Origin of the sequence: Roseivirga sp. E12 (assembly GCF_017592825.1) — a bacterium.
In the GTDB taxonomy this organism is placed as follows: domain Bacteria; phylum Bacteroidota; class Bacteroidia; order Cytophagales; family Cyclobacteriaceae; genus Roseivirga.
Map to the genome: position 1 here is coordinate 1,311,640 of NZ_JAGFMD010000001.1, position 23,604 is coordinate 1,335,243.

Genomic DNA, 23,604 nt, shown 5'->3' on the forward strand with positions numbered 1-23,604 from the left:
TACCCTTAAGGGTTCATTGTCTATGCGTTTGGATCTTGGTCACCTTCACCCACAAGGTTCATGATTTCCTTATCAATCGTCCAAAGACCTACACCATCTTCACCGATAAGGTCAAACAGCTCTACCGCTCTTCTTGCAAGTGTTTCCTCCTCGCGCTGTTCCTCAACAAACCAGTTAAGGAAGTTCATTGTAGTAAAATCTTTGATCTCATAACAGTGGTTTACAATCTCATTGATTGAATTGGTCACAGCAATTTCATGATCAAGAATGGTTTCAAACACCTCTCTTAAAGAATTGTAATGATGCTTGATATTTGTAATCTCTGGTTGGATTGAGTGCCCACCAGCTTCATTTACATAATGGAAAATTTTCAACATGTGCATTCTCTCTTCGTCTGAATGCAGATACAAGAACTTTGCAGAGCCCTCATAACCCGTCATTTCACACCAAGAAGCCATTGACAAATAAGAGGCACTTGAACTACCCTCCATCATAATTTGACGGTTCAATAAGTCTTCAGTGGCTTGTGTAAGAGATCGTTTTGCGGTTACTTGTTGTCTTTCCATTTCAATATTGTTTTACAGGAGCTTAAAGTTAATAATTAACCTGTCAAAGGACTAAACTGTTCCCTGAGAATTACCTAATTGGCACTGTCTTGATTAAAATTCAGATAAGGCAACCCGGCAGACCAGTATAAGGTAACTCGCGCTTTTTCCATGTCTGCTCTCATCTTCATAAGCTTAATTTGAGCTTCCAAGAGTTTGTCTTGCTGGAAATTGATCTTGAAGAGATCACTCTCACCAATGGTTAAGTTGAAAAGTTCTGCCTCCAATAATGTTTTATAATTATTAGCGGCCTGCTGCATAAGACCAAGCATTCCTTGCGTATTATCAAGTTCAAAATATGAGGCTTGAATATCATTCACTATTTCGCGCTCAAGCTGATTTAGCTCATATCCCGTTTGCTCAATCTTGATCTTGGTTTGTCTAAGTTTTGAGCGTTCTTTCCTCAGGAATAGCGGAAACTCAAATTCGACACCAAACTTATAATTATTACGCAGTTGCACGTCCACAAAATTACCTTGGGCATTGATAGGCGAATTAATCAGGTTATAGTTCAAATCCACTCGCGGTTTTAAGTTTTCCATTGCTAAACGCCTGTCTACATCAAGTTGATCTAGTTTCAGGTTGGTCTTCAACAATTCAGGGTGTCTTGTCATGGCCATGTTAACAAGACTGTCCAAAGGCATGGAGGAACCGAGCATATTCATTGCAAAATCTAACTCGGGTATTATATCATCCTGAAGCACCATTGGCTGTTGATTCTCTCCCCATAAGTAGTTGGAGAGCATAAGGCCTGCTCTTCGAAAGTCAATGAGTGCCTGCCTGCGATCAACCTTTCTGTTTTGTAGCGTAATGGCCGCTTGAACAGTGTCGATAGCTGCCAACTCTCCAAAATCGAAATCAACTTTTACCCTGCGATAAATTTCTTCTGAGATGCTCAAGCTCTCTTCAATCAAAAGGAAGTTGTAAAAAGAAAAGTACCACTCCCAGTAATCTTTTGAAGCCGAAAGCAAGACCTTATTAATCATTTTAAGTCGTTCAGCATCAGTGATTTGAGCAAAGAGTTCGGCTTGCTGCACAGTCGCCCTTCGCTGATCGATCAGTAAGCCTCGCCCAATTGGCAAGCTTAACCCAGCAGTCACTTGACGAAAATCATCAGAGCCTGGTATTAAGTTTTCGCGACTGACAAACTCTCCTCTATTTCTATCCACACTGATCTTAGGGTCCAAAGGAAACCAAGTAGGCACCTTCAAAGTCGTATTGAAGAAATCATAGTACTCTTTGTCGTCAAAATTTTTGACATCCCAGCTAGCCTCAAGTTTGGGATCAAAAGCACCCCTAGCCAAACGAATTTCCTGCTTTGCATTTTCGGGAAGCAGGTCAGCTTGCTTCACCACTGGGTGGTTTAACAGCACCATATTGACAAAGGACTCTAAACGAAGAATCCTTGTCGTGTCAACAGCATTTTCCGCTAGCATCTCTTCCAAAGACTTGACCTTTAAGTCTTGCCCATGGCTTCTGATAGTCACCAGCATAAAAAGCGACAACGAAAGGAATATAGATAGTCTCTTCATCTCGCTACTTCGTTTTTGCTGATGCTTCTTGTTTGACATCTTTAGGTGCCTCATAGAGGCTTGGAGGAAATCCATTCAGCTGACGCCAGATTTCGTACCAAACGGCAACGTTATCAAGCATTACCCAACCTTTAGTCCCCGAGCCTATTCTTAACTGCTCAGGCCATGGCTCATCCTCCGGATCAGGGGTTACTAAAATCCTATACTCTCCTCCTGTGCTATTCACCCGGTCTATTACCCTAACCACACCTCCGAAAGTACCGACAGATACATTTGGCCATCCCGAGAATTGGAGTGCTGGCCAGCCATCGAACTGAATACGAACTTTCCGATCTAAACCGATCAACGGAACATCCATGGCTTTCACATACATCTCAACGGCCAACTCAGGATTCTCTGGCATAATTTGAGCGACAGACTCACCCTCCTTGATTGTCTCGCCTATACCGGCTTTCATGGCCCTTACGATGTATCCATCTTGAGGAGCAATGATCTGGTATTGCTCATTTCTAATCGTCAAATTGGCATATTCGTTCTGAAGTTTGGCCAAACTACCCTCGCCATCTGCAATTTCGGCCAGCGTGTTATTCCTATCCGATTCGGCTTTACTAATCTTATCGAGCAACTCCGATTCAATAGCACTTATACCTACTCTCGCATTAATTACTTCCTGTTTACTGGCACCAAAAGTATTCTCAGCACTAGCCAGCTTCATTTTAGTCTCCTGTAGTTTGGATTCCAACTCTTGAATCTTGGTTAAAGCAATGTTTCCAGCCTCTTTTCTTCTCAGGTTTCTCTCGTAGATGTCCTGCTGGTTGGCATATCTTATCTTCTCGGCCTCATAGTCTATACTATCGCTTTGCAGCTTGAATTTGGCCTGAATAAGCTTATTCTCAGCCTGCTCTCGTTTGGCAACTAACAGCTCTCTCAGTGCACCAACTTGAGTTTCTAGAGAGGCTACTTTATCCTTTTTCGAATCAATACTAGACTCTTTGGCTTCAATCTGCTCCCTAGTCCTTTCCAAGAGTTCTGGATCAAAAAACTTATCCTTCACCTCTGTGAGTGTAAGGATGGTATCTCCCTTATTCACAAAATCACCTTCGCGAACATTCCAGCTATCAATTCTACCGGCAATGGCAGTTTCAACAGACTGTGGTCGTTGACTTGGGTCGAATGCAGTAAGGCTTCCATTACCTCTAATGTTTTGCTGCCACGGAAAGAACAGCAAAATGAAGAATAGAAAAGTCACTGTTAATAATATTCTTGCTAGCTTCTTGCCAGCCTTTGGCGACCCTAAAGTCTTAAACAGAACACTCTGCTGATGCTGGATCTCTTGATTCTTATTATCTGATAGATTCAACATGGCTTAGACTTTAATGATTTTATTTAAATATCCTTCCGATAAAAGTTCGGCATAAGTACCCTCTGCTTTGATGGTACCTTCTTCCATAACAATCACGCGATCACAAGCAGCCATCACCAAAGGATCATTAGAAACTGCTACCAGCGTGCATTCTGCATTACTTGTAACTACATCGATTAGATGCTCCTTTTCTGACCTTTGGAAGGAAGAGAAGAAATCATTTAGAATTAGTAGCCTAGGTCTTTTGACAAGACACCTTGCCAAAATCACTTTATGAACAAAACTGCTTGAAAAGCCCTTCCCTCCACTGATCACCTGTGTACCATATCCGTTAGGCAGCATATTAATCTTATCAGAAAGGCCGACCTTAGCAATTGCTTCGACAGCATCCTTAGTAGAAACCTGAGGTTTACCTACCACTATATTGTCAAGAATTGTTCCTTCAAAAATATCTTCGGCCGAAACATTCTTAGCTAGTTTATCCCTGAGGTTAGTCAGGTCCAAGTCTCGTAAACTGTACTCGTTAATGGTAAGGGCTCCTTCATAATTCTGGTTCATCCCAGAAATGGTGTTTGTTAATGTGGTTTTTCCTGATTCATTCCCACCTGAGATACAGACCTTCTCACCACAGGCAAAACCTGTGTTAATACTATGAATAGCAGGTGTCTTGGACCCTGGATAGGTATAACTCAGATTTTTAAGTCTTATAGAGAAACCTTTGTCTAATTCATCATTGCTCAGGTCTATACCTCCAACCTTTTCTAGTGGTAAATCTGTTACCTGACTTATCTTATCAACTGCAGTGAGCATATCGTACACCACGTCCATGTAGGTAATGATTTTTTCTACTGAGTTGAGGATTAGGATGATGATCACCTCAGCCGCTACAAACTGGCCTAGGGTAATCTCTCGGTTGATGACTAAAGAGGTGCCAATAATCAATAAACCACCAGTAATCACCGCCTTAAACAAAACGATATAGACATACTGATTGACCAGTACCTTAAAGTGGACCTTTCTGTTAATCAGGTAGTTATTAACGTTATACTCGGTTTTCTTAACAGGAAGGTTCGTATTACCCGAAATCTTGAATGAGTTCAGGGTTCTTGCAATTTCCTCCAACCAATAAACCACTTTGTATTTATACACAGACTCATTGATAGATGACTGTAAGCCTTTCGGTCCAGTAAGTCTGAAAATGAGCACCAAGGTAAGTATTAGTACTAGGCCAAAAAACACGAAGAATGGGTGATAAAAGGATAGCAAGACCAGCCCGAAAATTATCTGTATGATCCCTGAGGTCAAGTCCCCTAACAATTTCGGCAGTCCCTTTTGAATCGTTAATACATCGAAAAACCTATTGATCAACTCAGGGGCATGTAGATTGCTTAGTGATTCAATCTTCATTCTGGGAATCCTAAAAGTAAACTCTAAAGCTGCCTTTGTAAAAATCCTTCGTTGCAAGTATTCCACCAATGTAATCTGCATTATCTGCAGCCCCCCAGAAGCCAGAATCCCGAGAAGAACGAGCCCAATTAGAAGATAAATAGAACTAAAGACCACTCCTCCTGAAACCAGTTCTACGGTAGCCTGAATACCTAAAGGCAAGGTTAGAGAAACAATGCCCACAAAGGCAGCATAAACAAAGACATAGAAGATATCTCTCTTTTCTTCGCTTAGAAGTCTTATAAGCCTTTTTACTGGCGATAGAGGTTTAGGAATTTCTCCCTCCTCATGCTCTGATACCAAACTACGGTAGCTAAATGCTCCCAAGAGCATGATGTCTCCTTGAGCATCTAGCAACAGTTGAGACTTTACTTCCTCAAAGTCACCTATTAAAGTTGCATCGGAAGTAATCTCCAATACCTTCGTACCTTTTTTGGCCTTACTCAGAATCACCGGTATGAATCCTTCCGCTGACTGTCTAAATGCGATCAAAGGAATATTTACATCCTTGATAAAAGAAGTCAACTCCACTCCAGCCAAAGATTGATCTAGTAAGACAATACGTGATTTATTAGCCGTCTCAATTAGATCTCGCTTGAATTCAAAGACCTCATCAATGGCATAGGACTTTGCATTAACCTGAAGATCTTGAAACAGTGCTTCTTCAAGGTTATTGCGCAACAAAACCGAAATTTCCTTTATGGAATTCGCAATGTGCTGATTCGTCATAAGATTTAGCTTTAGGCCTTAGAGGCTTTTTGGATAAGTTCTAGTAAGAATTCGTAGTTCTGCTGGTGAACATCACCTTTCACAACTTTGTGTTCTGTCAGCGATGGCAGATGTTCTGCAAAGAATACTTGTTGGTGTGCTGCTTGCAGCACTGTGCTCACTAAAGCATGAGAATACGCATACGATGGATTTATTTCTTCCACCATATCGGCAATACGTTTGCACAATGTCTTAAAACCACGGAAGAGGCCTTCTTTATTATCACTATCTACCTGCTTGGTGAGGTAGGTCTTATCAGATTCATTGGTAACAATGCGTTGAAGAGCTGACTCATCGACCGATGGAAAAGTAGCATCATTGCTTTTATGTTCAGTTACAAGTCTAAGAGCAATGGCTAGACGGTCGGTTGGAGATGCTACGTTATGCGTCTCAAACTCTATACGATATTCCAGCCAATTCCAATACCATGCGATAAGGTAGACCAGAAGTCTATGTTTATTTTCAAAATACCTGTAGATAGAGGCTTCTGTTGAGTCAATAGCCTTTGATAGTTTTTTAAAGGTAAATGCCTCCAAACCCAATTCATCAATCATCCGGATGGATTGGTCTATGATTTTTCTACCTAAATCCGTCTCCTGCGGATCTCTAAGAAAGAGATTCGAATTCAATTCCAGCCTCAATAATGCCATAGCTATCTTTTTTCAGTCTTAAACTATCCTAAACAATAGTATTACTATCATTAAATTTAGTAAGACAACGATCAGGCCTCAAAAAGGTTTAGAAAAGACAAAAAAAAAGACCACTCCCCAGTGGTCTTTTTCCGTATTTTTTCAAATACCCCCAAATAACAAAGTCAGGGGACGATTACTCGCCCCCTGCTCATCTTTAAATAGCGTGAACTATTTAAAGACGCCAAGTTACTGTTCAGAACTTTGTTCAAACTTGAAGGCCCAAGCAATCAAGTCCAAACGCTGTCTTTTTCCGGCTTCACCTATAGTTCGGTGCTCAGCACCAATCGGTTATGCGAAGCTTTTGCAGTCTTCTACATCTTTGCAGATGTGTGTCAACGTTCTTTATCAAGGCTACCCGAAAGTAGTCTCCACATATTCCACCTTGCTTTTGCAAGCCGGGTGTCAATCACCGTTGCCGATGATCGTTGACCGTGATTAGGAGAATACCGAAGTACTTCCCTGACTTTAACCAATACTGATTGCTCAGTTTTCGTTAAAGTCAACTGCTAAAGCGCTGTCTAATCACCTTTCATAGAAAGATTTTTAGAACGTCTTATGATTACTCCCTTTCAAGTAGTGATCACAAACGCCTGGAAATTATCCCTGAAGTAAATTTCCGATATTAACACCTTCACTTGCGATCAGGAGAAATATTAACAGCATCACTTTTGACTGTCTCAGATTAACATTTGCATGTCAACCCTTTCACTACACTTTTTCGGGCTTCCCCCGAAGAGAGACTGAAGCTAGGCTTCTGTTCTTTATCCCTCACTTGGTATACCTAAGGTACCTTACATAACTTTACATGCAAACTTTGTAAATCCCTAGTTTTCAACAAGTTTCCCACCTCTCTATTCACATACTTATCCACTGGGTTATCCACAGGTTTATGCACAATCTGTCTTAATTCACTCAAACTGCGTACATTGATTTCTTATAATCATAAGATCTCTGTTGAAAACAATCACTTCCCAGCAAAGTATTAGACCTACTTTGGACCTTCTTGTTCAAGAACAGTTAAAATCAAAGCAGCAAAATCAGGTTTCCGAAAACTTCTGGGATCTACTCAATCGAGATATTTTAGCACATCGGGTTAAGTTTCCAATCTTGGAATATGTTGCGATTCAGCTTTCTAAAATTCTCAATGCCTCTGAAATAGATGATTTACTTGAAAGACTAGCTGTCGTCAAACATGAATCCTGTTACCCTGTTATTGGGAAACTCCTGCAGCTACAATTAGATACGAATGTATCCGGCATGTTCAATAAAGCTGTCGATCATATCATCCGGGCTGATGTTTGGTATGCTTGCGATATCATCAGCGAAAGGGTATTCGGAGAAGGTGCACTTCGCAACTTTGATATCAGCTACATGCACTTCGTCAAAATGGGTGATCATGAAAACATGTGGATTCAGCGATCAATAGGCATAGCCACCCATTATGCCACCAAGAAAAAGATACCCAAAGAGCAAGTGGAACAGCTCCTCTTCTTAATGCTCGAGCATGGACACAAAACAAAACTATATATCAAAAAGGGTGTTGGTTGGCCTGCCAAGACCATAGCCAGATTTCATCCAGATTTGATCTACAAACACGAACAGAAGATCAGAAAGACAAAACTCTCTAGGTGGTTTCAGAACAAAATCAATATTGGTCTTTCTATGGCCAAGCAAAATCCGATTAGCTATGAATGAAATCACAGCTAAGAGTATATTGAACAAGACTAAAAGACGAGACCCTTGGTTCTTGGATGATTACACCGTCAACCCTTATCGTGGTTGTTCCTTCAACTGCCTATTCTGTTACATCAGAGGTAGTAAGTATGGCATTCACATGGAAAGGAAACTTGGCGTTAAAATCAATGCGCCTGAACTGCTTGAAAAGGCCTTGAAACTAAGAGCCTCCAAAGGTGATCATGGTGTCATTGTGCTAGCCTCTGCTACAGACCCTTACCTTCAACTAGAAAAGGAGACCAAGCTAACCCGTCAGCTCCTCGAGATAATTCTAAAGTATCGGTTCCCTGTGCATATGATTACTCGTTCAGATCTTATCCTTCGTGACATGGACCTGATTGAGCAAATCGACAAAGCAGCCATTCTACCGAAAGATCTCACCGGCTTAGACCGCGGGGCAATGGTAACCTTCTCCTTCTCCACACTTGATGATCATGTAGGTAAAATCTTTGAACCAGGTGCAACACCCCCCACAAAACGTCTCGATACCCTTCAAAAATTCAGTGCATCTGGCTTTTTAACTGGTGTAAGCATGATGCCCCTCCTTCCTTGGATTTCGGATACTACAGAGAGCCTTGAGTTGATGTTTAAATCATATAAAGAAAGTGGAGCGCATTACTGCATGCCAGCTGACTTGACACTCTTTGGTAACGAAGCTTCCAATAGCAAAACACTGGTTTTAAAAGCAATTGAGAAACACTACCCCCAACTTCTTACAAAGTATCAGGGCTATTTTAGCCAGAGCAATGAGATGCCCAAGCATTACAGAAAGGCGTTCTATGAAAAGATGGCCGAGCTTGGCAAAAGGTATTCCCTTAGAAACCGGATTGTAAAGAACTAAGCTAGTTCCCTTTCGGGTTTTTACTCTCTGCTTCTATTAATTCGGGCCTGATCTTATTTCTTGAAACTTCATTCGACAAGAATTGCAAGGCTTTTGGATTCCCTTTGAGATAGGCATTGAAAAAATTAAGCGCATATTGAGTCATAGCCTCATAACTTTCATTAATCAGTGGCTGGCTACTTTCGACTTCAGGGTTTCTTTCTCTCAGTTTTACAAAATGAGCTCCAAAGTTCTGATGGTGCAACTCGTTAAATTTCAGAAAGTAGGCTTGGTCGTTTTCCAAGGAATCGTAAACATCTTTGATACGAACCGTTTCACCTTCTACCATTCTTGTAGGTTTAAAGATTTTCTGAACCATGTACATGATGGGCACATTAATCTTATCAAGGTCAACTTCCGGCCAATTTCGAAAATCTTTATAATAGTAGGTTACACTACCATCTAAGCATAAGAGTGCATCTACCTTATCGTTTCTCATCTGAGCGATCACATTTGCCAGGCCTCCCCAACTGAACCCCATAACAGCCATCTTATCAGCCCGTGCTTCAGGGTGGCTTTCAGCATATTTTAGTAGTATTTCTATATCCTTTGCTTGAGCATTCGCACCTGCATAGTCAGCAGTCATCAAGCGGTTCTTATCTCCTTGACTTGGCGAGGCTACAACAATATATCCGTGACTTGCCAGGTACTCACAAAGCACAGAGTTTTCAAAAGATGGTGCATTGAAGCTAGGGGCATAAATGATTACAGGGAAATCTCCTGACAAGGCCTCGGCATTGGCTACAGACTGTGTTATTGCATTTCGCTCTTCCTGCTCGCGACCATTATTGACAAAGCCAGAGATATACTCTTTTGTACGCTCTCTGTCTCTTACAAAGAGATCGAGGTACTGACCATAATTCATCTTTTGGGCAGAACTTGCTTCGGCAGGATACCAGATACTAAGATAAATAGGCCTTGGACCCGATTTCAATTCAACCTCATCTCGTCCATTACCCAAGTATTCATACGATCTAGTCTCATCATAAATAACATCTGTCTTGAAACCAACAGTATAGTCACCGGGGGCGAGATCAAAGGTCATGAGAGACTGCGCCTTCACGAAGACACTTGATAAAAGAAGGACAACAGTCAGCGTAACGAGTCTTTTCATTGTAAAAGGGTTGATCGAAAGGTAAAGAATGATCTAAACCATTCAAAGGACTCAAAGCCTTCATGAAAACCCATGAATAAATGATTTGGCTTATTGCTCGCTCATATGATGGTCTTTTAGTAAAATTGCACCCAGTTTAGAATTAAGAAGAAATGTCGGAAAACGAAAACAGAGAGTCGCTCAACTTTATAGAGCAAATGATAGAAGAAGACCTAAAATCAGGTAAGAATTCTACTGTCCAGACGCGTTTTCCTCCAGAACCGAATGGTTACTTGCATATTGGACATGCGAAGTCCATCGTATTGAATTTCGGTCTTGCCGAAAAGTATAATGGTAAGTGTAACCTTCGTTTTGACGACACCAATCCGGCCAAGGAGAGCATGGAATACGTCAACGCCATTATCGATGATATCAAATGGCTCGGTTACGACTATGGTGACAAACCTCTTTTCACGTCTGACTACTTCGATCAACTTTACGAATTTGCCATCAAGCTTATCAAAAAAGGCAAGGCGTATATCGATGATCAAAGTGCCGAAGAAATTAGCGCTGGCAAAACCAACCCTTCTATCCCAGGAATTAAAAGCCATTATAGGGACAGAAGCGTAGAAGAAAACCTTGCCCTCTTTGAAGAAATGCGCAATGGATCTTGCGAAGAAGGTAGCCGTGTGCTTCGTGTTAAAATAGATATGGATTCTCCTAACATGCATATGAGGGACCCTATCATCTATAGAATTAAGAAGGTACACCATCACCGTACTGGCGATAAATGGTGCATCTATCCTAATTATGACTTTGCGCATGGGCAGTCAGACTCTATCGAGAACGTCACTTATAGCCTTTGCACGCTTGAATTTAGAGACCATAAAGCATTGTATGACTGGCTGATCAATGAGTTAGAGATTTACCCTTCTGAACAGACAGAGTTTGCCAGACTGAACCTTGGTTATACTATAGTAAGTAAGCGCAAGCTATTGCAATTGGTAGAAGAAGGTCATGTAACTGGCTGGGACGACCCACGAATGCCTACCATTTCAGGATTAAGACGAAGAGGCTACACCCCAGAGTCGATTAAGAATTTTGCCCACAAAATTGGTGTGGCAAGACGTGATGGCATTACTGACATTGCTCTACTAGAGCACAGCATTCGTGAGGACTTAAACAAAAAGGCCAATCGTGTTTTTGGTATTCTCGACCCGCTAAAAGTTACCATTACCAACTGGCCTGAAGATAAGACTGAAATGATGCCTGCGGTGAATAACCCTGGTGACGAATCAGCTGGTACACGTGAAATGCCTCTAACTAGAGAAATCTACATAGAACAGGGAGACTTTTTGGAGAACCCTCCTTCTCCCAAGAAATGGTACCGACTAGGTCCCGATCGTGAAGTAAGACTAAAATACGGATACATTATAAAATGTACTGGTTTTGAGAAGGATGCCGAAGGTAACATCACAGAATTGTATTGCGAATACGATCCTGAGACCCGCAGTGGACACGACACCAGCGGCAAAAAAGTAAAAGGTACACTTGGATGGGTTTCGGTCGATCATGCAGTGAAGGCTGAAGTAAGAATGTACGATCGACTTTTTACTACGGAAAACCTGAGTGGCATTGATGATGAATTCACCAATCACTTGAATCCAAATTCACTGGAAGTCAACCACGATTTACTATTAGAACCGTCATTGGCCAGTGCCAAGCCTGGAGACTTCTTCCAGTTCGAAAGACAAGGCTACTTTATTGTGGATAAGGACTCAACAGGTGACAATTTGGTTTTCAACAGAACAGTAACACTCAGAGATAACTGGAAAAAGTAATGGGACTTATCAGGAGTACACTCGATCAACTCAATGACAATGATATTGCATTGGTCGGTATTCCCTTTGATGAGAACTCATCTTTTATGCAAGGCCCGGCCAAGGCACCTGAATTGATCATTGATTCTATTGAATCTGATTCTGCCAACTTCTTTACTGAGAACCTGACAGACCTCAATGAGCATGTACGAGTAAAATGGTGTGGTAACGCAATACCATCGGATTATCAGAGTATAAGAAAACCGATAGATCAAATTTTGGCACAAAGGGCCATTCCTTTTTCGTTAGGAGGCGATCATTCAATGACCTACCCTATCATGCAGGCCATGGCTGAAAAGCACCCAGACCTCCACATCGTCCAATTTGATGCACATGGCGATTTGTATGATGAACTGGATGGCAATAGACATTCACACGCTTGTCCTTTTGCGCGAATTATGGAATATGGGCTGGCTAAAAACCTAACCCAGATTGGGATTCGTACAATGAGCCAACACCAAAAAGAGCAGGCCGATCGCTTTGGTGTAAATGTCATTGAGATGAAAGATTGGGCTGCAGATATTAACATGAAGTTCGATGGGCCAGTTTATATTACGTTCGACATGGACGTACTTGATCCGGCTTTTGCACCGGGCGTTTCGCATCACGAACCGGGAGGGCTCAGCACGAGAGAAGCCATCAGCATGATTCAGAAACTAGATGCCAACATAGTCGGCTGTGACGTGGTAGAGTACAATCCTGATAGAGATATCAATGGTGTTACCGGTATGGTAGCCGCTAAAATTGTAAAGGAGCTACTATCACAATTACTGAGCTTGTAACCAAATACTTAGAAAACGTTTAACAAGTGGTGCGGCTTCTCCTCTCATTTATAAGTCTCCTACTGTTGAATTTGGAATCAATGGCCCAGAACGAACCTTTGGGCAGAAACCAACCGGTTATGACCTATATGGATCATCTTGGTTCAGCCGTTCTTTTTGGTGGTTATGCTAATCAAGAAAGACTCAATGATACTTGGATATGGAATGGGATTTGGACTCAGGTAAATGGCCTCGTATCACCAAGTCCTAGAAGCGGTCATTCCATGACCTATGACACCCATAAAGAACTACTCTATATGTTTGGTGGTAGAGGTAAAGATGGGCTTCTGAATGATACATGGACTTTTGACGGTGAAAACTGGAAAGAAATCAAAACCCAAAACGTTCCCACTGCTAGACAATCTCATAGGATTACTTACAATCCCATTGAAAAACAGATTTATCTCTTTGGAGGGTCCGGCAACGATCGTAACAGTCTCTCCGACACCTGGACCTTCGATGGACAAAATTGGACTGAGGTAAAAAGTGATGTGAAGGGTCGCATGCAGCATACCATGGTTTTCGACCCAAACCTTAAAGGACTTCTGGTTTTTGGCGGATTTTCAAGAAAGGATGGCAAAAAACAATTACCCTCAGAAACTCTCATTATGAAGGATAGTCAATGGCACGTTTTAGATATTGATGGCCCTGCTCCTAGAGATCATCACGCTGCAGTCTATGACCCACACCGTGAGGCATCATTGATTTTCGGTGGCTATAACAGCGACTACTTAAATGACACTTGGCAGTTCAAGAACAGCCAGTGGACTCAGTTGGATAATCAAGGCCCGTTTAGAGCTGGTAAACCAGCCATCTTTAAGGTTGATGCTAAGAAGATTGTAATGTTTGGGGGCGCGAGTCCAGAAAAGTTCGGACTTACTGATTTCTGGGTATTCGCGGATAAATGGGCTAAATGGGACAGATAGCCTATTTCAGTTGCACCAATGCCTTGATAAAAACATCAATCTCCTTCTCTGTATTATAGTAGTGTACCGAAGCACGAATAATCTCATTGAGACCTCTGGCAGTCATATCCAAGTAAGTGTTTGGCACACCATTCCAAGAGACATTTATCTTCCTCTCCAGTAAATACTCTTTCACCTCATTGGCTGTATGACCTTCAACGGTGAAGGATACAATACCACTCTTTATCGAACCGATATCATGTACTTGGACACCATCGACTGTCGAAAGTGCGTTTCTCAAATAGCCTCCTAGCTGTTGCACTCGCTCCCAGATATTCTCGATACCAATCTCATTGATATAATCACAGGCTACCTTGAGACCTAAAGTTGCCGCTCGATTTCCTTCCCAGTTTTCAAACTTGCGTGCATCGGATCGGATTTCATAAGTATCCTTACCAGTCCAATTTGCTGAATGTAAATCAACATAGAATGGCCTAAGTTTCGGCAAGACAGATTTTCTTACATACAGGAAGCCGGTTCCTCTTGGTGCCCTCATATACTTTCGACCCGTAACGGAAAGCATATCGCAACCAATGACCTCCACATCCAAAGGGTACTGACCAGCGGACTGACAAGCATCTAATAAGTAGAGTACATTGTGCTTTCTTGCAATTTTACCTATAGCCTCAACCGGAGTCACCAAACCTCCATTGGTAGGCATATGTGTAATAGAAACAAGCTTGGTTTTGTCGGTAAACAACTTGTCTAACGCTACTAGATCAGGGTCGCCATTTGGGAGATTAGGGATTACCTTAATATTCAGGTCGCGTGGATGATGCAGATAAGAAATATAGTTACTAGCATAGTCAGACTGATTGGTAATAATTTCGTCACCATCTTGCCAATCAATGGCTTGAAAAGCTCCATTCCATGCCACAGTGGCATTTTCTACCAAAGCAATTTCTTCTCTTGAAGCATTGATCAGTTGGGCAATCACGTCATAGGTAGATTCGATTTCTTCAAAGTACCGTGAGTGGGTTTCATAGCCTCCGAAAGTGGCTTCCTCTGCGGTATAATACACTACGGCATCACGAACTACATTGGGCGGCAAGGCACTTCCTGCATTGTTCAAATGAATCACTTCTTTAACCCCATCGGTCTCCTCTCGAAAGCGTTCTATGTCTTTGGCATCAAACATGCAGGAAAGATAGAAATTTATGACGGACATTTTTATCAGAACGTCATTCTGAACCTACCTGCTTAGCATATAGAAACAGTGATGAATCTTGACCATTCTGAAAGAACAAAGCTCATTTTAGTGGTTAAGATCCTTCATACTTCGGGATGACTTGAACAGGGAGTTAGAAGACGGAAGTTAGAAGACAGTAGACTGAAGATGGAAACATATATTTTTATTAGAACGTCATTCTGAGCCTGCCTGCCTAGCAGGTAGAAATAGCGATGAATCTTGATCATGCTGAAAGAACAAAGCTCATTTTAGTGGTTAAGATCCCTCATACTTCGGGATGACGTGGAATAGAGTTAGAAGACGGAAGTTAGAAGACAGTAGACTGAAGATGGAAACATATGTTTTTATTAGAACGTCATTCTGAGCCTGCCTGCTTAGCAGGTAGAAACAGTGATGAATCTTGACCATCCTGAAAGAACAAAGCTCATTTTAGTGGTTAAGATCCCTCATACTTCGGGATGACTTGAACAGGGAGTTAGAAGACGGAAGTTAGAAGACAATGGATTGAGGATGGAGGTCAAAGACTCAAGAAAAGTAAGCTTCAGATAATCCAAAGAACCCAACATTTAGGACCTCGTGGAAACTTGTGATGTAAAGCTCAAGGCTCGCAACTCATAGCTCATAACTAAAATAACCTCCATATCTATAATAAGCCTTTTGACCCTATGCTACGTATTATATATTTGACAACATATATTCATCCTATGCGCAAATCTCTTTTTGGAATTCTAATCACCTTGATCAGCCTAGCTTCTTTCGCCCAGATAGAACCTTCTGCAGTTGAGCAATTTGCAGCGAGCTTTGCGGCCAAAGAAAAGAACTTCACCAAGGACGAAGTCCTCTCCATTCTTAGGCAGGCAGAATTCCAGCAAGACATCATTGACAAGATTTCCAGGCCAGCCGAAGGCACCATGACATGGGAACGCTACCGCAAGATATTCCTCAAACAAGGTCGCATTGATGCAGGTATTGAATTCTATAAGGAGCACAAAACTACCCTCGAAAAGGTAAGTGCCGATACGGGAGTACCCACCGAGATTATCCTAGGTATTATTGGAGTAGAAACATACTTCGGCAGAATCAAGGGCTCTTACAAGGTATTAGATGCACTTTATACATTAGGCTTTGGCTATTCAAGAAGAGGAAAATTCTTCAAGTCTGAACTTGAGAAATTCTTAACTCTGTCCAAACTAGAAGACCTTGAAGCCACTGAAGTATTAGGCTCCTATGCTGGGGCAATGGGTTATACCCAGTTTATGCCTAGCAGTTATATAGCTTATGCCAAAAGCTTTGAAGAGAATGGTACTCGTGATCTGATGGACAGCCCAGAGGATGCGATTGCCAGTGTAGCCAACTACTTAAAAGTCCATCGTTGGAAAAAGGGGCAACCTATCACATCCAGAGCAGAGATGACACGTAAGATCACAGGACTCAGAAAGCAAGCCCTAAGACCGAAAAACAAAGTCTCGGACTATACTAAAATTGGCTTTAACCCTGCCGAAGAGCTGCAAGCTGACCTACCTGCCACGATGCTGATTTTTGATAAAGATGGCGATACCGAACATTGGTTTGGGCTTTACAACTTCTACGTAATTACTCGCTATAACCATAGTCCACTCTATGCCATGGCGGTATATCAATTGGCCGAAGAGATTAAGAAGGGTTTTGGGGAGTAAATGTTAATTTAGATCTATGAAATATACCTGTTCCATAGATATTGATTTACCCATCAAAAGAGTTGTCGAACTCTGGGAAGATGAAAAGTATTTTGATAAGTGGCAAGACGGGTTTCAGTCCATCAATCACTTTGAAGGAGAGCCACATACAGTGGGTGCCAAGTCTCTCATTCTTCTAGGGCAAGGAAATAGAAAGATGGAACTCACCGAAACTATTATATCCAATAACCTGCCAGAGGAGAAAAAAGCGCTCTATGCACACATTCATATGACCAATACTCAAACCACCAGATTTCAAGAAATCTCCCCAGAGCAGACTAGATATATTTCAGAAGTAGAGTACACCAAGTTCAATGGCTTTATGCCCAAAATGATGGCGAAGCTTTTTCCCGGAATGTTTAAAAAACAAAGTCAGAAATGGATGAATCAGTTTAAGGTATTTGCCGAGAGCTTGAGTTAACATTACATGAAAATGCTTATCTTGATATAGTCAAAAGAGTATTATGATAGTAACCACGACTAACTTAACTCCTACACCTAAGGAATTACTTGGGGCATTAAGGGAGGGACTTTCGGATAGATATTCCTATAAACTCGCTGGGCTAGGCACAGGACGAACAGTCATTGTAAGCGCATGGTGGCTTACCATTGCTCAAATTACTATTCATGAAAATGAAATAAGAGTACAAAAGCCTTCGAGAGTAAGGACTTTCTTCTCTGCAATTGTAAGGTACTGCACAGGTTTCGCTATGCCATTTGGTCCTTGGAAGGAAAACCTTCAACAGCAGTTAACTACTTTCCTTAAACGGGAATACAACTAGATTCTAGCCGTTTTGATTTAGTACAAAGACTAATCCAACTCATACCACTCTCCGACTTCCAAATTAGTTCTACGGCCTTGCTCGGCAGGAGCATAGTAAGTGGAAAGATAGTCGAGGATTTTACCTTCATTATCGCCCAAGTCCCAAAGATTTTGAGTCTGCTGCATCCAGACAATCATACTCTTCCAACCATCGCGTGTAGCTCTATTCTGTGTTACAAGCTTAAGAGAATGGCATCCTGAGCATTGGCTAAAGACTAGGTTCTTTCCATCAGCATTAACCAACCCATTCTTATCTAATGTAAGTTCTTCTGACGTGGGTTCTATGAGTGTCTCTTTCTCCTCCTTCGGAGAATTGCAGGCCCATGCTATAGTAAAGAGCAGAAAGCTCAGCGTTATCGTTTTAAAGTACTTCATTAGACCGTCACTACTTTAACCGCAATACGATGGCAAGCATTATTTAAATAACCCTTTGGATTCCAACCGGGTACCACCATTGGCTGGCTTTTGCCATTTGAATCAGTCGCTCTTGCCCATACTTCATAATATCCTTTCTGAGGAAGCTTCACATCTGCCGACCATCGTTGCCAGGCCAATCTATTCTTAGGTCGACCTAGTCTGACTCGCTGCCAAGTGGCACCAAAGTCGATGGAGATGTCCATCTCGTTTACACTTTGCTCTCCTGCCCAAGCATGACCTCTCACCTCCAAGCTTTGACCTTCTTTAACAATAGCTCCTGACTTAGGATAAGTAATCAAAGATTTAACTGGCATCGATTCGATAATTTTCATCATCTCTTCAGGTACTTCTGTTCCGGGAGCTACAGGTTCTGCAGGCACCCTATAGGCTGTACCTGTCATTTTCGGGCCATCATGAACAATATTTCGGATGACAAGTCTATTGATCCACTTACCAGATGCTGATGCTGGGAATCCTCCCGCAACCAATCGCAGTGGATAGCCATGGGCCAATGGAATGTCTTTGCCATTCATTGCAAAGGCTACCAGAGTTTCGTCTTGCATGGCCTTGTCCATGGGCACACCCCTTGAGATCACTACTTTATTGGGATCGCCACTCAGATGGGTGTCTTTGCCATAGTAGCCGATATAGACTGCATCACCATTGACGCCAACGTCCGCGAGCAAGTCTTTGAGCCTCACGCCAGTCCAGTTAGCACAAGAAACCGCCCCAATGGTCCACTGGTTACCTTTGGCAGGTGGATTAAATTCACTCCGTCCATTGCCTCCACACTCTAATGTCAACTGATAAGTATAGGCCTTGAATTTTGTTTTAAGATCGTTGAGCGTATAACTTTTTTGGTTTTGAGCAGATTCACCCTCAATAGTCAAGGTCCAATTCTCTGGGTCAATGTTTCTTGGGATAACGCCATTATTACGAATAAACATCCGATCCTCAGGGGTTACCGCATCGTCAAGCAAGTGGGCTTTTGCTTCGATGTTCCACGGACGATCATTGAGGGTCGTCATTTCTGCATGTTTGCCAAACAGACTTTGGGGATCATTGTCTTGGAGGAAAAGTGGTTCGTAATCTTTCTCCATTTTTTCACCAAAAACGATGTTTGTTCCAATAACGGTTGACAGACTTGCCAACACGCTTCTTTTTATGAATTGTCTTCTCTTTGTCATATTCAAAGGCTTCGGCACGAAGAAAACACTAATCTTCTTTACCTAAAATAAATAGCACACCAACGGTAAAACTGTTTTGTCCTAAATCGCTAATCAGGCGATCGTACTCTGCATAGAATAGCAGCTTATTCTTTTCATAATGAGCTCCGAAACCAAGGTTAAAACCCAGCACTGATTCGGATAGATTGCTATGACCCTCAACTTTTTCTACTTCTCGACTAAAGTTCAATCCTGTCAGTGGGTAGAGGCCCAAGCCCTCGCCTACCTCAAAAATATAATGTGCATTGAAGTTGATTTCCCAAAGTCCGATTTCGGCCTGTTCTCCTCCTATTACCGTTTGATGTTTATTGAAATATGTGAATTCTGGCCCGAAGCAGATTCTCTCATTAAAGAATTTATAAGCTCTCAGGTTAATACCTACTTCTTCAATATCGTCTCCATAGATAATGCCTCCACCAGGAATAATCTGCGCAAAAACTGGAGATAAAGCCATGCAATAAAAAAGAGCAATCAGTACGATTCTAGACTTCATACCTATTAATGTCGCAATTATCGGTTAGAACTTCTGAAATACTATTAGCACTTTGTCAAATAGAGTACAAAAAAAGATCCTGACGGGATGCGCCAGGATCGGGATAGAAAACACCTGCTTTAATTTACCTCAAACCAAAAACTAATCAGGTTATCTTAAATATCTTGTTCGTTCAATAAAGTGCTCAACGGCTCTATGCGTTATCACTTCTTTTCCTTCTTCTTTTAGTTCGTCCAATAGCATTTCAGCCATTCTCTCATCGACCATTTCTGTAGACTTAATGGCGGAGCTCGATCGGTTAATAATATTGAGGTGATCGGTTAAAAGTTTGCGGCATTCTTCTTCTACATAGAACACCACACCACTGAGGGTGATTTTATGCTGACCGTTCATGGTTCCTAAGTACAAAGTGGGTTGGGTAAACATTCTGCTATTCTTTCTCTATTAGACTCCGGCTTTTAAAAATGGTTACCGAAGTAATGGTTGCCTTTGTAGTATAGATGCGTTCAGTTCAAAAAATGTTGCATGATCTACCGAATATTAACAGTGATTAACGCTAATCTTTACTTTTTAACTTTTTATAAACTTTCCTGATAGCATCGACTACCAAATCAGGTTCATCTAAATGCACTTGATGACCACTCTTCTTAGCAATTATTTGTTCGGCATCAGTTGAAAGTTTGAGTAAGTCCTTTTGTAATTTAATTGAATGCGCTCTCAAGGATTCGGTACTCCAATGCTCATCACCTTCAGGAAAGGACTTGTCTCCTCCCGTGATGACTATCAGAGGCTTATCTCCAAATGAATACTTTAACGGATTCTCATATACTTCCTGCAAGACTTCTGACTCAAAACTCTTTCGGCCGGGTACATAGGTGTAAGGCCTTTGATTATAAAACCATTGAAACCTTTCTTGGTCCCCTTCGGAAAACTTCGCCAACATATCTCCAAACTCCTTACTAGGTTGAAATGATTTTAGCACTGGTTTATCCAGCAGCAATTCCTTGTTCGCCTCAGGAATAGTGGATGAAGTGGCAGTCTCACGCATTCTTCTCCAGCTTGAACTTCCATCTTTATAGACCTTTAATACTACATCCGGATGAGTAGCATCGACCAAGACAACACCAGCTACTTGTTCTGGATACGCTTCGGCAAAAACTCTTGCAAGTATCCCCCCCAACGAATGCCCCACTAGAATATAGGGGCCTTCAATCCCTGCATTTTCCAAAGCTTTATAAGTATCAAAAGCCTGTTGTTTCATATGAATAGCATGCCCATGTTCGCTCCAACCTTCCCCTGCCTGATCAACTGCAATAGCCGTGGTGAATTCTGCGACCTTAGGTAATACCAAATTCCAGATCAAAGCAATGTCTCCAGCCCCATGAAACATAATTACGGGTAGTCCACCATCACCTTCTAATATGAGATGGAGACTATATCCATTCACATCGATTAATTGCCCAGGAGGTGTTTCAACCTGGCTGAAGGAATAACTAAATAAGGTCAACAGAAAAAAAGAAAGAAAAATCATTTTCATAGCATCCTTAATTTATGTAAGCACTTACGTTAATGATGAATTGAAAAGAGAAATAGTTCAATGCCAACAGATGAGTTTAGCCCTTTCTCAGGTAAATATCGCTGGTTACGGTCTCCAGCTTCATGTAACGTCCACCGTCCTTGTAGATGGTTTCCAAATCGTGAGAACTAATAATTGGCAAGCCTTTATCTTTAGTCCGCTTAAAGTCAAAGTTGGTATAAATGGACCCATTAACTGTCTTCAACTGAATGTCCGCACCGTGCTTCTCTGGCCATGTCAAATCGATATCACCAGTTACCGTTTTTATATCCAAATCCTTAAACTCTCCACTAACTAAAACGTCAGCGATCACGGTTTCCATAACCAAGTCTGTACCCTTAGGCATAAAAACTTCGACAAAAACTTCAGCACAAACGCGTGGACCATTTCTGCTCCCCCATGTCATGGCATCTTCCTTGTCACAATCTCTAACATTGGAATTACGCATCATTTTTTCGTCAATTTCTAACTTGAGTTTGATCCGATGATCTTGTTCCCGAAGATCAATGTCAACAGCCTCGTTCAGTTCCCCTCCATTGATTTCATAAGTGATTTTGATCATCACTTCGTTTTTGTCCCAATTGGAAACCGCCACCTGGCTAGCGAAATCGGCTCTAAGATCAATGCGTTGATCTTTATATTTGATCGACTTTTCGAAAACTTCTTGTTGTGCAAATACTGCTTGTGCGAAGAGCACAAACATGATGATAAGGCTTAGCTTTTTCATGGGTCAGTTTTTGCGTAAGAACACATTGCCATATTCAGAATCCACTTTGATAGACTTGCTTCCACGACCGTTCTGTATGCGAGCTGTCATTTCTTTGCCTGGCATATCATTGCCTCCTATGTCCATCTTTCGAGACAGGTTCGCATAAATCTGTCCCCAGGAAGTAGCTGCCCAAAGGGATTCAATGGCTGATTCCGACAAACTGATATCGGCACCACCGTACTTTGCCTCAACGTTAATGCTCATTGGTATATCAATTACTTCAACCATACCGTATTGTGCATCTACATTCAAGTCAGCGCCTTTTGGAACTGTAACTTCTAGCATAACAGAAATCCGAACACCATCGTAGTAGCTTTTGCCTCCTTTTCCAACAGTTACATTAGTGCCATTTTTAGAGATGATTACGTCATTATCATTGTCGTTGTCATCATCATTGCTTCTACCTATATAGTAGCTGGCGTTTTTGAATTTGCCGATATTCTTGATTTTAGATTTTATCCGTATTGCACCTCTATCTCTATCAGTTGATAGTTCGAAGCTATCATTGTCGCGGCCACCGTTGATATAGACGGTTGACTTAATTTGGACTTCATCCTTGTCCCAGGTTTTGATCTGGACAAGTTCCGGATACTTAAAATCTAATGTGATTTTGTCTGATTTCTTAACTGGAAAGGATTCTGTAACGACTTCTTCCTGACCAAAACTGGTCAAGACCATTATACAAAGTCCCATCAGTGTGAGGATTGTTGATTTCATGATGTTTGAGTTTTTTGACCTGAAAAAATTGGCACCGCTTGCCGGTACCAATTCTTTATTTAACCTTATTTCTTTCTTAAGTAAGCGTTGCTGTAAGAAGCCTTGATGGCTAGCTCAACACCACCGCCATTAAGTGTCCCTTGCACTGTAGAGCTCACCTTTCTCATACCTTCTGACTTAGGAAACTCCATTTCCATATCTGAGTATGCCTCTCCGTAAGGTGTCTTGATACTCACATCCGCCTTTGTGTTTGCAGGCAGCGTTACGTCTACTGTTGAATACACTGACACTAGAGAAGTAGGGCCAGATTGACTAAGTTCAGTGAAGATTGCCTCCACTTTGCCATAGACAGTATTGACTAAAGCCGGACCACTTACATCTTCTAAATAAACACTATTGTATCTACCTGAAATCTCTAGCTCACCAGTCACACCATACACTTCTATCTTTCCACCTTCCCAGTTTCCCGTGTGTTCAATTTGAACTTTCACTGACTTTGGCACTTTAATGGTGTACTTACCTTGTGGTCTTCTAGCGGCTTGGAAAATAGTCACCTCATTTCCGCTTTTCTCAACATTAAGACCAATACCTGTATTGTCTTCCCCTCTTGAACTTAAGGCTTTCAATCCTTCAGCGCGTTCTGGCTTAGCATTGCCTTTACTGTTTTCAATCAGTACTTCTGTGCCGTCATATGCTTCAACACTTACCCTGTTTACTTCTTTAATGACAATGGTCGTACTTGAAGCATTCGAAATACTTACAGAGTAAGCCTCCTGTGCACTCAATCCTATTGTAGCGAATAAGGCTAGTGCTGTTAATGCGATTTTTATATTTAACTTTTTCATATTCCTTTTTTTCTTCTTGTTGTTGATATTTGAGTTTTTGCCCATTGGGCTATTC

23 protein-coding genes are annotated in these 23,604 nt (G+C 41.6%); 8 read left to right on the top strand and 15 right to left on the bottom strand.

Annotated features, from left to right (window positions below):
• Positions 1 to 20: 20 nt before the first annotated feature.
• The 5 genes from J4E76_RS05800 to J4E76_RS05820 form a co-directional block, all read right to left on the bottom strand.
• Positions 21 to 566, bottom strand: a complete 546-nt coding sequence (locus J4E76_RS05800; RefSeq protein ID WP_208502029.1) for a ferritin — start codon at positions 564 to 566, stop codon at positions 21 to 23.
• Positions 567 to 640: 74 nt separating this feature from the next.
• Positions 641 to 2,176 carry a TolC family protein gene (locus tag J4E76_RS05805; protein ID WP_208502032.1) on the bottom strand — a complete coding sequence of 512 codons (1,536 nt, stop codon included), beginning with the start codon at positions 2,174 to 2,176 and terminating at the stop codon, positions 641 to 643.
• A complete protein-coding gene (locus J4E76_RS05810) occupies positions 2,142 to 3,500 on the bottom strand; it encodes an HlyD family secretion protein (protein WP_208502034.1) in 1,359 nt (452 codons plus the stop codon). The genes J4E76_RS05805 and J4E76_RS05810 overlap by 35 nt, the downstream gene beginning before the upstream one ends.
• 3 nt (positions 3,501 to 3,503) lie before the next feature.
• The gene (locus J4E76_RS05815) at positions 3,504 to 5,675 is read right to left on the bottom strand and encodes a peptidase domain-containing ABC transporter (RefSeq protein WP_208502036.1); all 2,172 of its coding nucleotides are present in this window, start codon (positions 5,673 to 5,675) and stop codon (positions 3,504 to 3,506) included.
• An 11-nt stretch (positions 5,676 to 5,686) separates the two neighbouring features.
• The gene (locus J4E76_RS05820) at positions 5,687 to 6,364 is read right to left on the bottom strand and encodes a TetR/AcrR family transcriptional regulator (RefSeq protein ID WP_208502038.1); all 678 of its coding nucleotides are present in this window, start codon (positions 6,362 to 6,364) and stop codon (positions 5,687 to 5,689) included.
• A gap of 996 nt (positions 6,365 to 7,360) precedes the next feature.
• On the opposite strand from J4E76_RS05820, the gene J4E76_RS05825 reads away from it, so the two are divergent.
• On the top strand, positions 7,361 to 8,101 hold the full coding sequence (locus J4E76_RS05825; RefSeq protein WP_208502040.1) for a DNA alkylation repair protein: 741 nt from the start codon (positions 7,361 to 7,363) through the stop codon (positions 8,099 to 8,101).
• Positions 8,094 to 8,981: a radical SAM protein gene (locus J4E76_RS05830; protein WP_208502042.1), complete on the top strand. Its 888-nt coding sequence runs from the start codon at positions 8,094 to 8,096 to the stop codon at positions 8,979 to 8,981. Before J4E76_RS05825 ends, J4E76_RS05830 begins: the two co-directional genes overlap by 8 nt.
• A gap of 1 nt (position 8,982) precedes the next feature.
• Here the strand turns inward: J4E76_RS05830 and J4E76_RS05835 are convergent, their stop codons facing one another.
• A complete protein-coding gene (locus tag J4E76_RS05835; protein ID WP_208502044.1) occupies positions 8,983 to 10,134 on the bottom strand; it encodes a dienelactone hydrolase family protein in 1,152 nt (383 codons plus the stop codon).
• Between the two features lie 152 nt (positions 10,135 to 10,286).
• Between J4E76_RS05835 and J4E76_RS05840 the strand changes: the two genes are divergently transcribed.
• The 3 genes from J4E76_RS05840 (at position 10,287) to J4E76_RS05850 (ending at position 13,740) form a co-directional block, all read left to right on the top strand.
• Positions 10,287 to 11,954 (top strand): glutamine--tRNA ligase/YqeY domain fusion protein, encoded by a 1,668-nt coding sequence (locus J4E76_RS05840; RefSeq protein ID WP_208502046.1) that lies wholly within the window; start codon positions 10,287 to 10,289, stop codon positions 11,952 to 11,954.
• On the top strand, positions 11,954 to 12,775 hold the full coding sequence (gene speB, locus J4E76_RS05845) for an agmatinase (protein WP_208502047.1): 822 nt from the start codon (positions 11,954 to 11,956) through the stop codon (positions 12,773 to 12,775). Before J4E76_RS05840 ends, speB begins: the two co-directional genes overlap by 1 nt.
• 80 nt (positions 12,776 to 12,855) lie before the next feature.
• Positions 12,856 to 13,740 carry a kelch repeat-containing protein gene (locus J4E76_RS05850; RefSeq protein ID WP_208502049.1) on the top strand — a complete coding sequence of 295 codons (885 nt, stop codon included), beginning with the start codon at positions 12,856 to 12,858 and terminating at the stop codon, positions 13,738 to 13,740.
• A 1-nt stretch (position 13,741) separates the two neighbouring features.
• On the opposite strand, the gene J4E76_RS05855 is transcribed toward J4E76_RS05850, so the two are convergent.
• Positions 13,742 to 14,947, bottom strand: coding sequence for an aminotransferase class V-fold PLP-dependent enzyme (locus J4E76_RS05855; protein WP_236017278.1), 1,206 nt, complete (start codon positions 14,945 to 14,947; stop codon positions 13,742 to 13,744).
• Between the two features lie 725 nt (positions 14,948 to 15,672).
• Between J4E76_RS05855 and mltB the strand changes: the two genes are divergently transcribed.
• From mltB to J4E76_RS05870, 3 genes are read left to right on the top strand one after another with little or no spacing between them, the layout of a single operon-like run.
• Positions 15,673 to 16,644 carry a lytic murein transglycosylase B gene (mltB, locus tag J4E76_RS05860; protein ID WP_208502051.1) on the top strand — a complete coding sequence of 324 codons (972 nt, stop codon included), beginning with the start codon at positions 15,673 to 15,675 and terminating at the stop codon, positions 16,642 to 16,644.
• A 16-nt stretch (positions 16,645 to 16,660) separates the two neighbouring features.
• On the top strand, positions 16,661 to 17,104 hold the full coding sequence (locus tag J4E76_RS05865) for an SRPBCC family protein (protein WP_208502053.1): 444 nt from the start codon (positions 16,661 to 16,663) through the stop codon (positions 17,102 to 17,104).
• 43 nt (positions 17,105 to 17,147) lie between these two features.
• On the top strand, positions 17,148 to 17,465 hold the full coding sequence (locus tag J4E76_RS05870) for a hypothetical protein (protein ID WP_208502055.1): 318 nt from the start codon (positions 17,148 to 17,150) through the stop codon (positions 17,463 to 17,465).
• Positions 17,466 to 17,494: 29 nt separating this feature from the next.
• Here J4E76_RS05870 and J4E76_RS05875 read toward each other — a convergent pair whose 3' ends face one another.
• From J4E76_RS05875 to J4E76_RS05910, 8 genes are all read right to left on the bottom strand, one after another.
• Entirely contained in the window at positions 17,495 to 17,881 is a 387-nt protein-coding gene (locus tag J4E76_RS05875) for a hypothetical protein (protein WP_208502058.1), read from the bottom strand.
• Entirely contained in the window at positions 17,881 to 19,110 is a 1,230-nt protein-coding gene (locus J4E76_RS05880; RefSeq protein ID WP_208502059.1) for a sulfite oxidase, read from the bottom strand. Before J4E76_RS05880 ends, J4E76_RS05875 begins: the two co-directional genes overlap by 1 nt.
• 28 nt (positions 19,111 to 19,138) lie before the next feature.
• Positions 19,139 to 19,642 (bottom strand): outer membrane beta-barrel protein, encoded by a 504-nt coding sequence (locus J4E76_RS05885; RefSeq protein ID WP_208502061.1) that lies wholly within the window; start codon positions 19,640 to 19,642, stop codon positions 19,139 to 19,141.
• A gap of 150 nt (positions 19,643 to 19,792) precedes the next feature.
• A complete protein-coding gene (locus J4E76_RS05890; protein ID WP_208502063.1) occupies positions 19,793 to 20,068 on the bottom strand; it encodes a hypothetical protein in 276 nt (91 codons plus the stop codon).
• A gap of 130 nt (positions 20,069 to 20,198) precedes the next feature.
• Complete coding sequence (locus J4E76_RS05895) at positions 20,199 to 21,179, bottom strand: alpha/beta fold hydrolase (protein ID WP_208502065.1); 981 nt, start codon at positions 21,177 to 21,179, stop codon at positions 20,199 to 20,201.
• 76 nt (positions 21,180 to 21,255) lie between these two features.
• On the bottom strand, positions 21,256 to 21,945 hold the full coding sequence (locus tag J4E76_RS05900; protein WP_208502067.1) for a hypothetical protein: 690 nt from the start codon (positions 21,943 to 21,945) through the stop codon (positions 21,256 to 21,258).
• A 3-nt stretch (positions 21,946 to 21,948) separates the two neighbouring features.
• Entirely contained in the window at positions 21,949 to 22,704 is a 756-nt protein-coding gene (locus J4E76_RS05905) for a hypothetical protein (RefSeq protein WP_208502069.1), read from the bottom strand.
• 65 nt (positions 22,705 to 22,769) lie between these two features.
• Entirely contained in the window at positions 22,770 to 23,549 is a 780-nt protein-coding gene (locus tag J4E76_RS05910; RefSeq protein ID WP_208502071.1) for a hypothetical protein, read from the bottom strand.
• Positions 23,550 to 23,604: the final 55 nt, after the last annotated feature.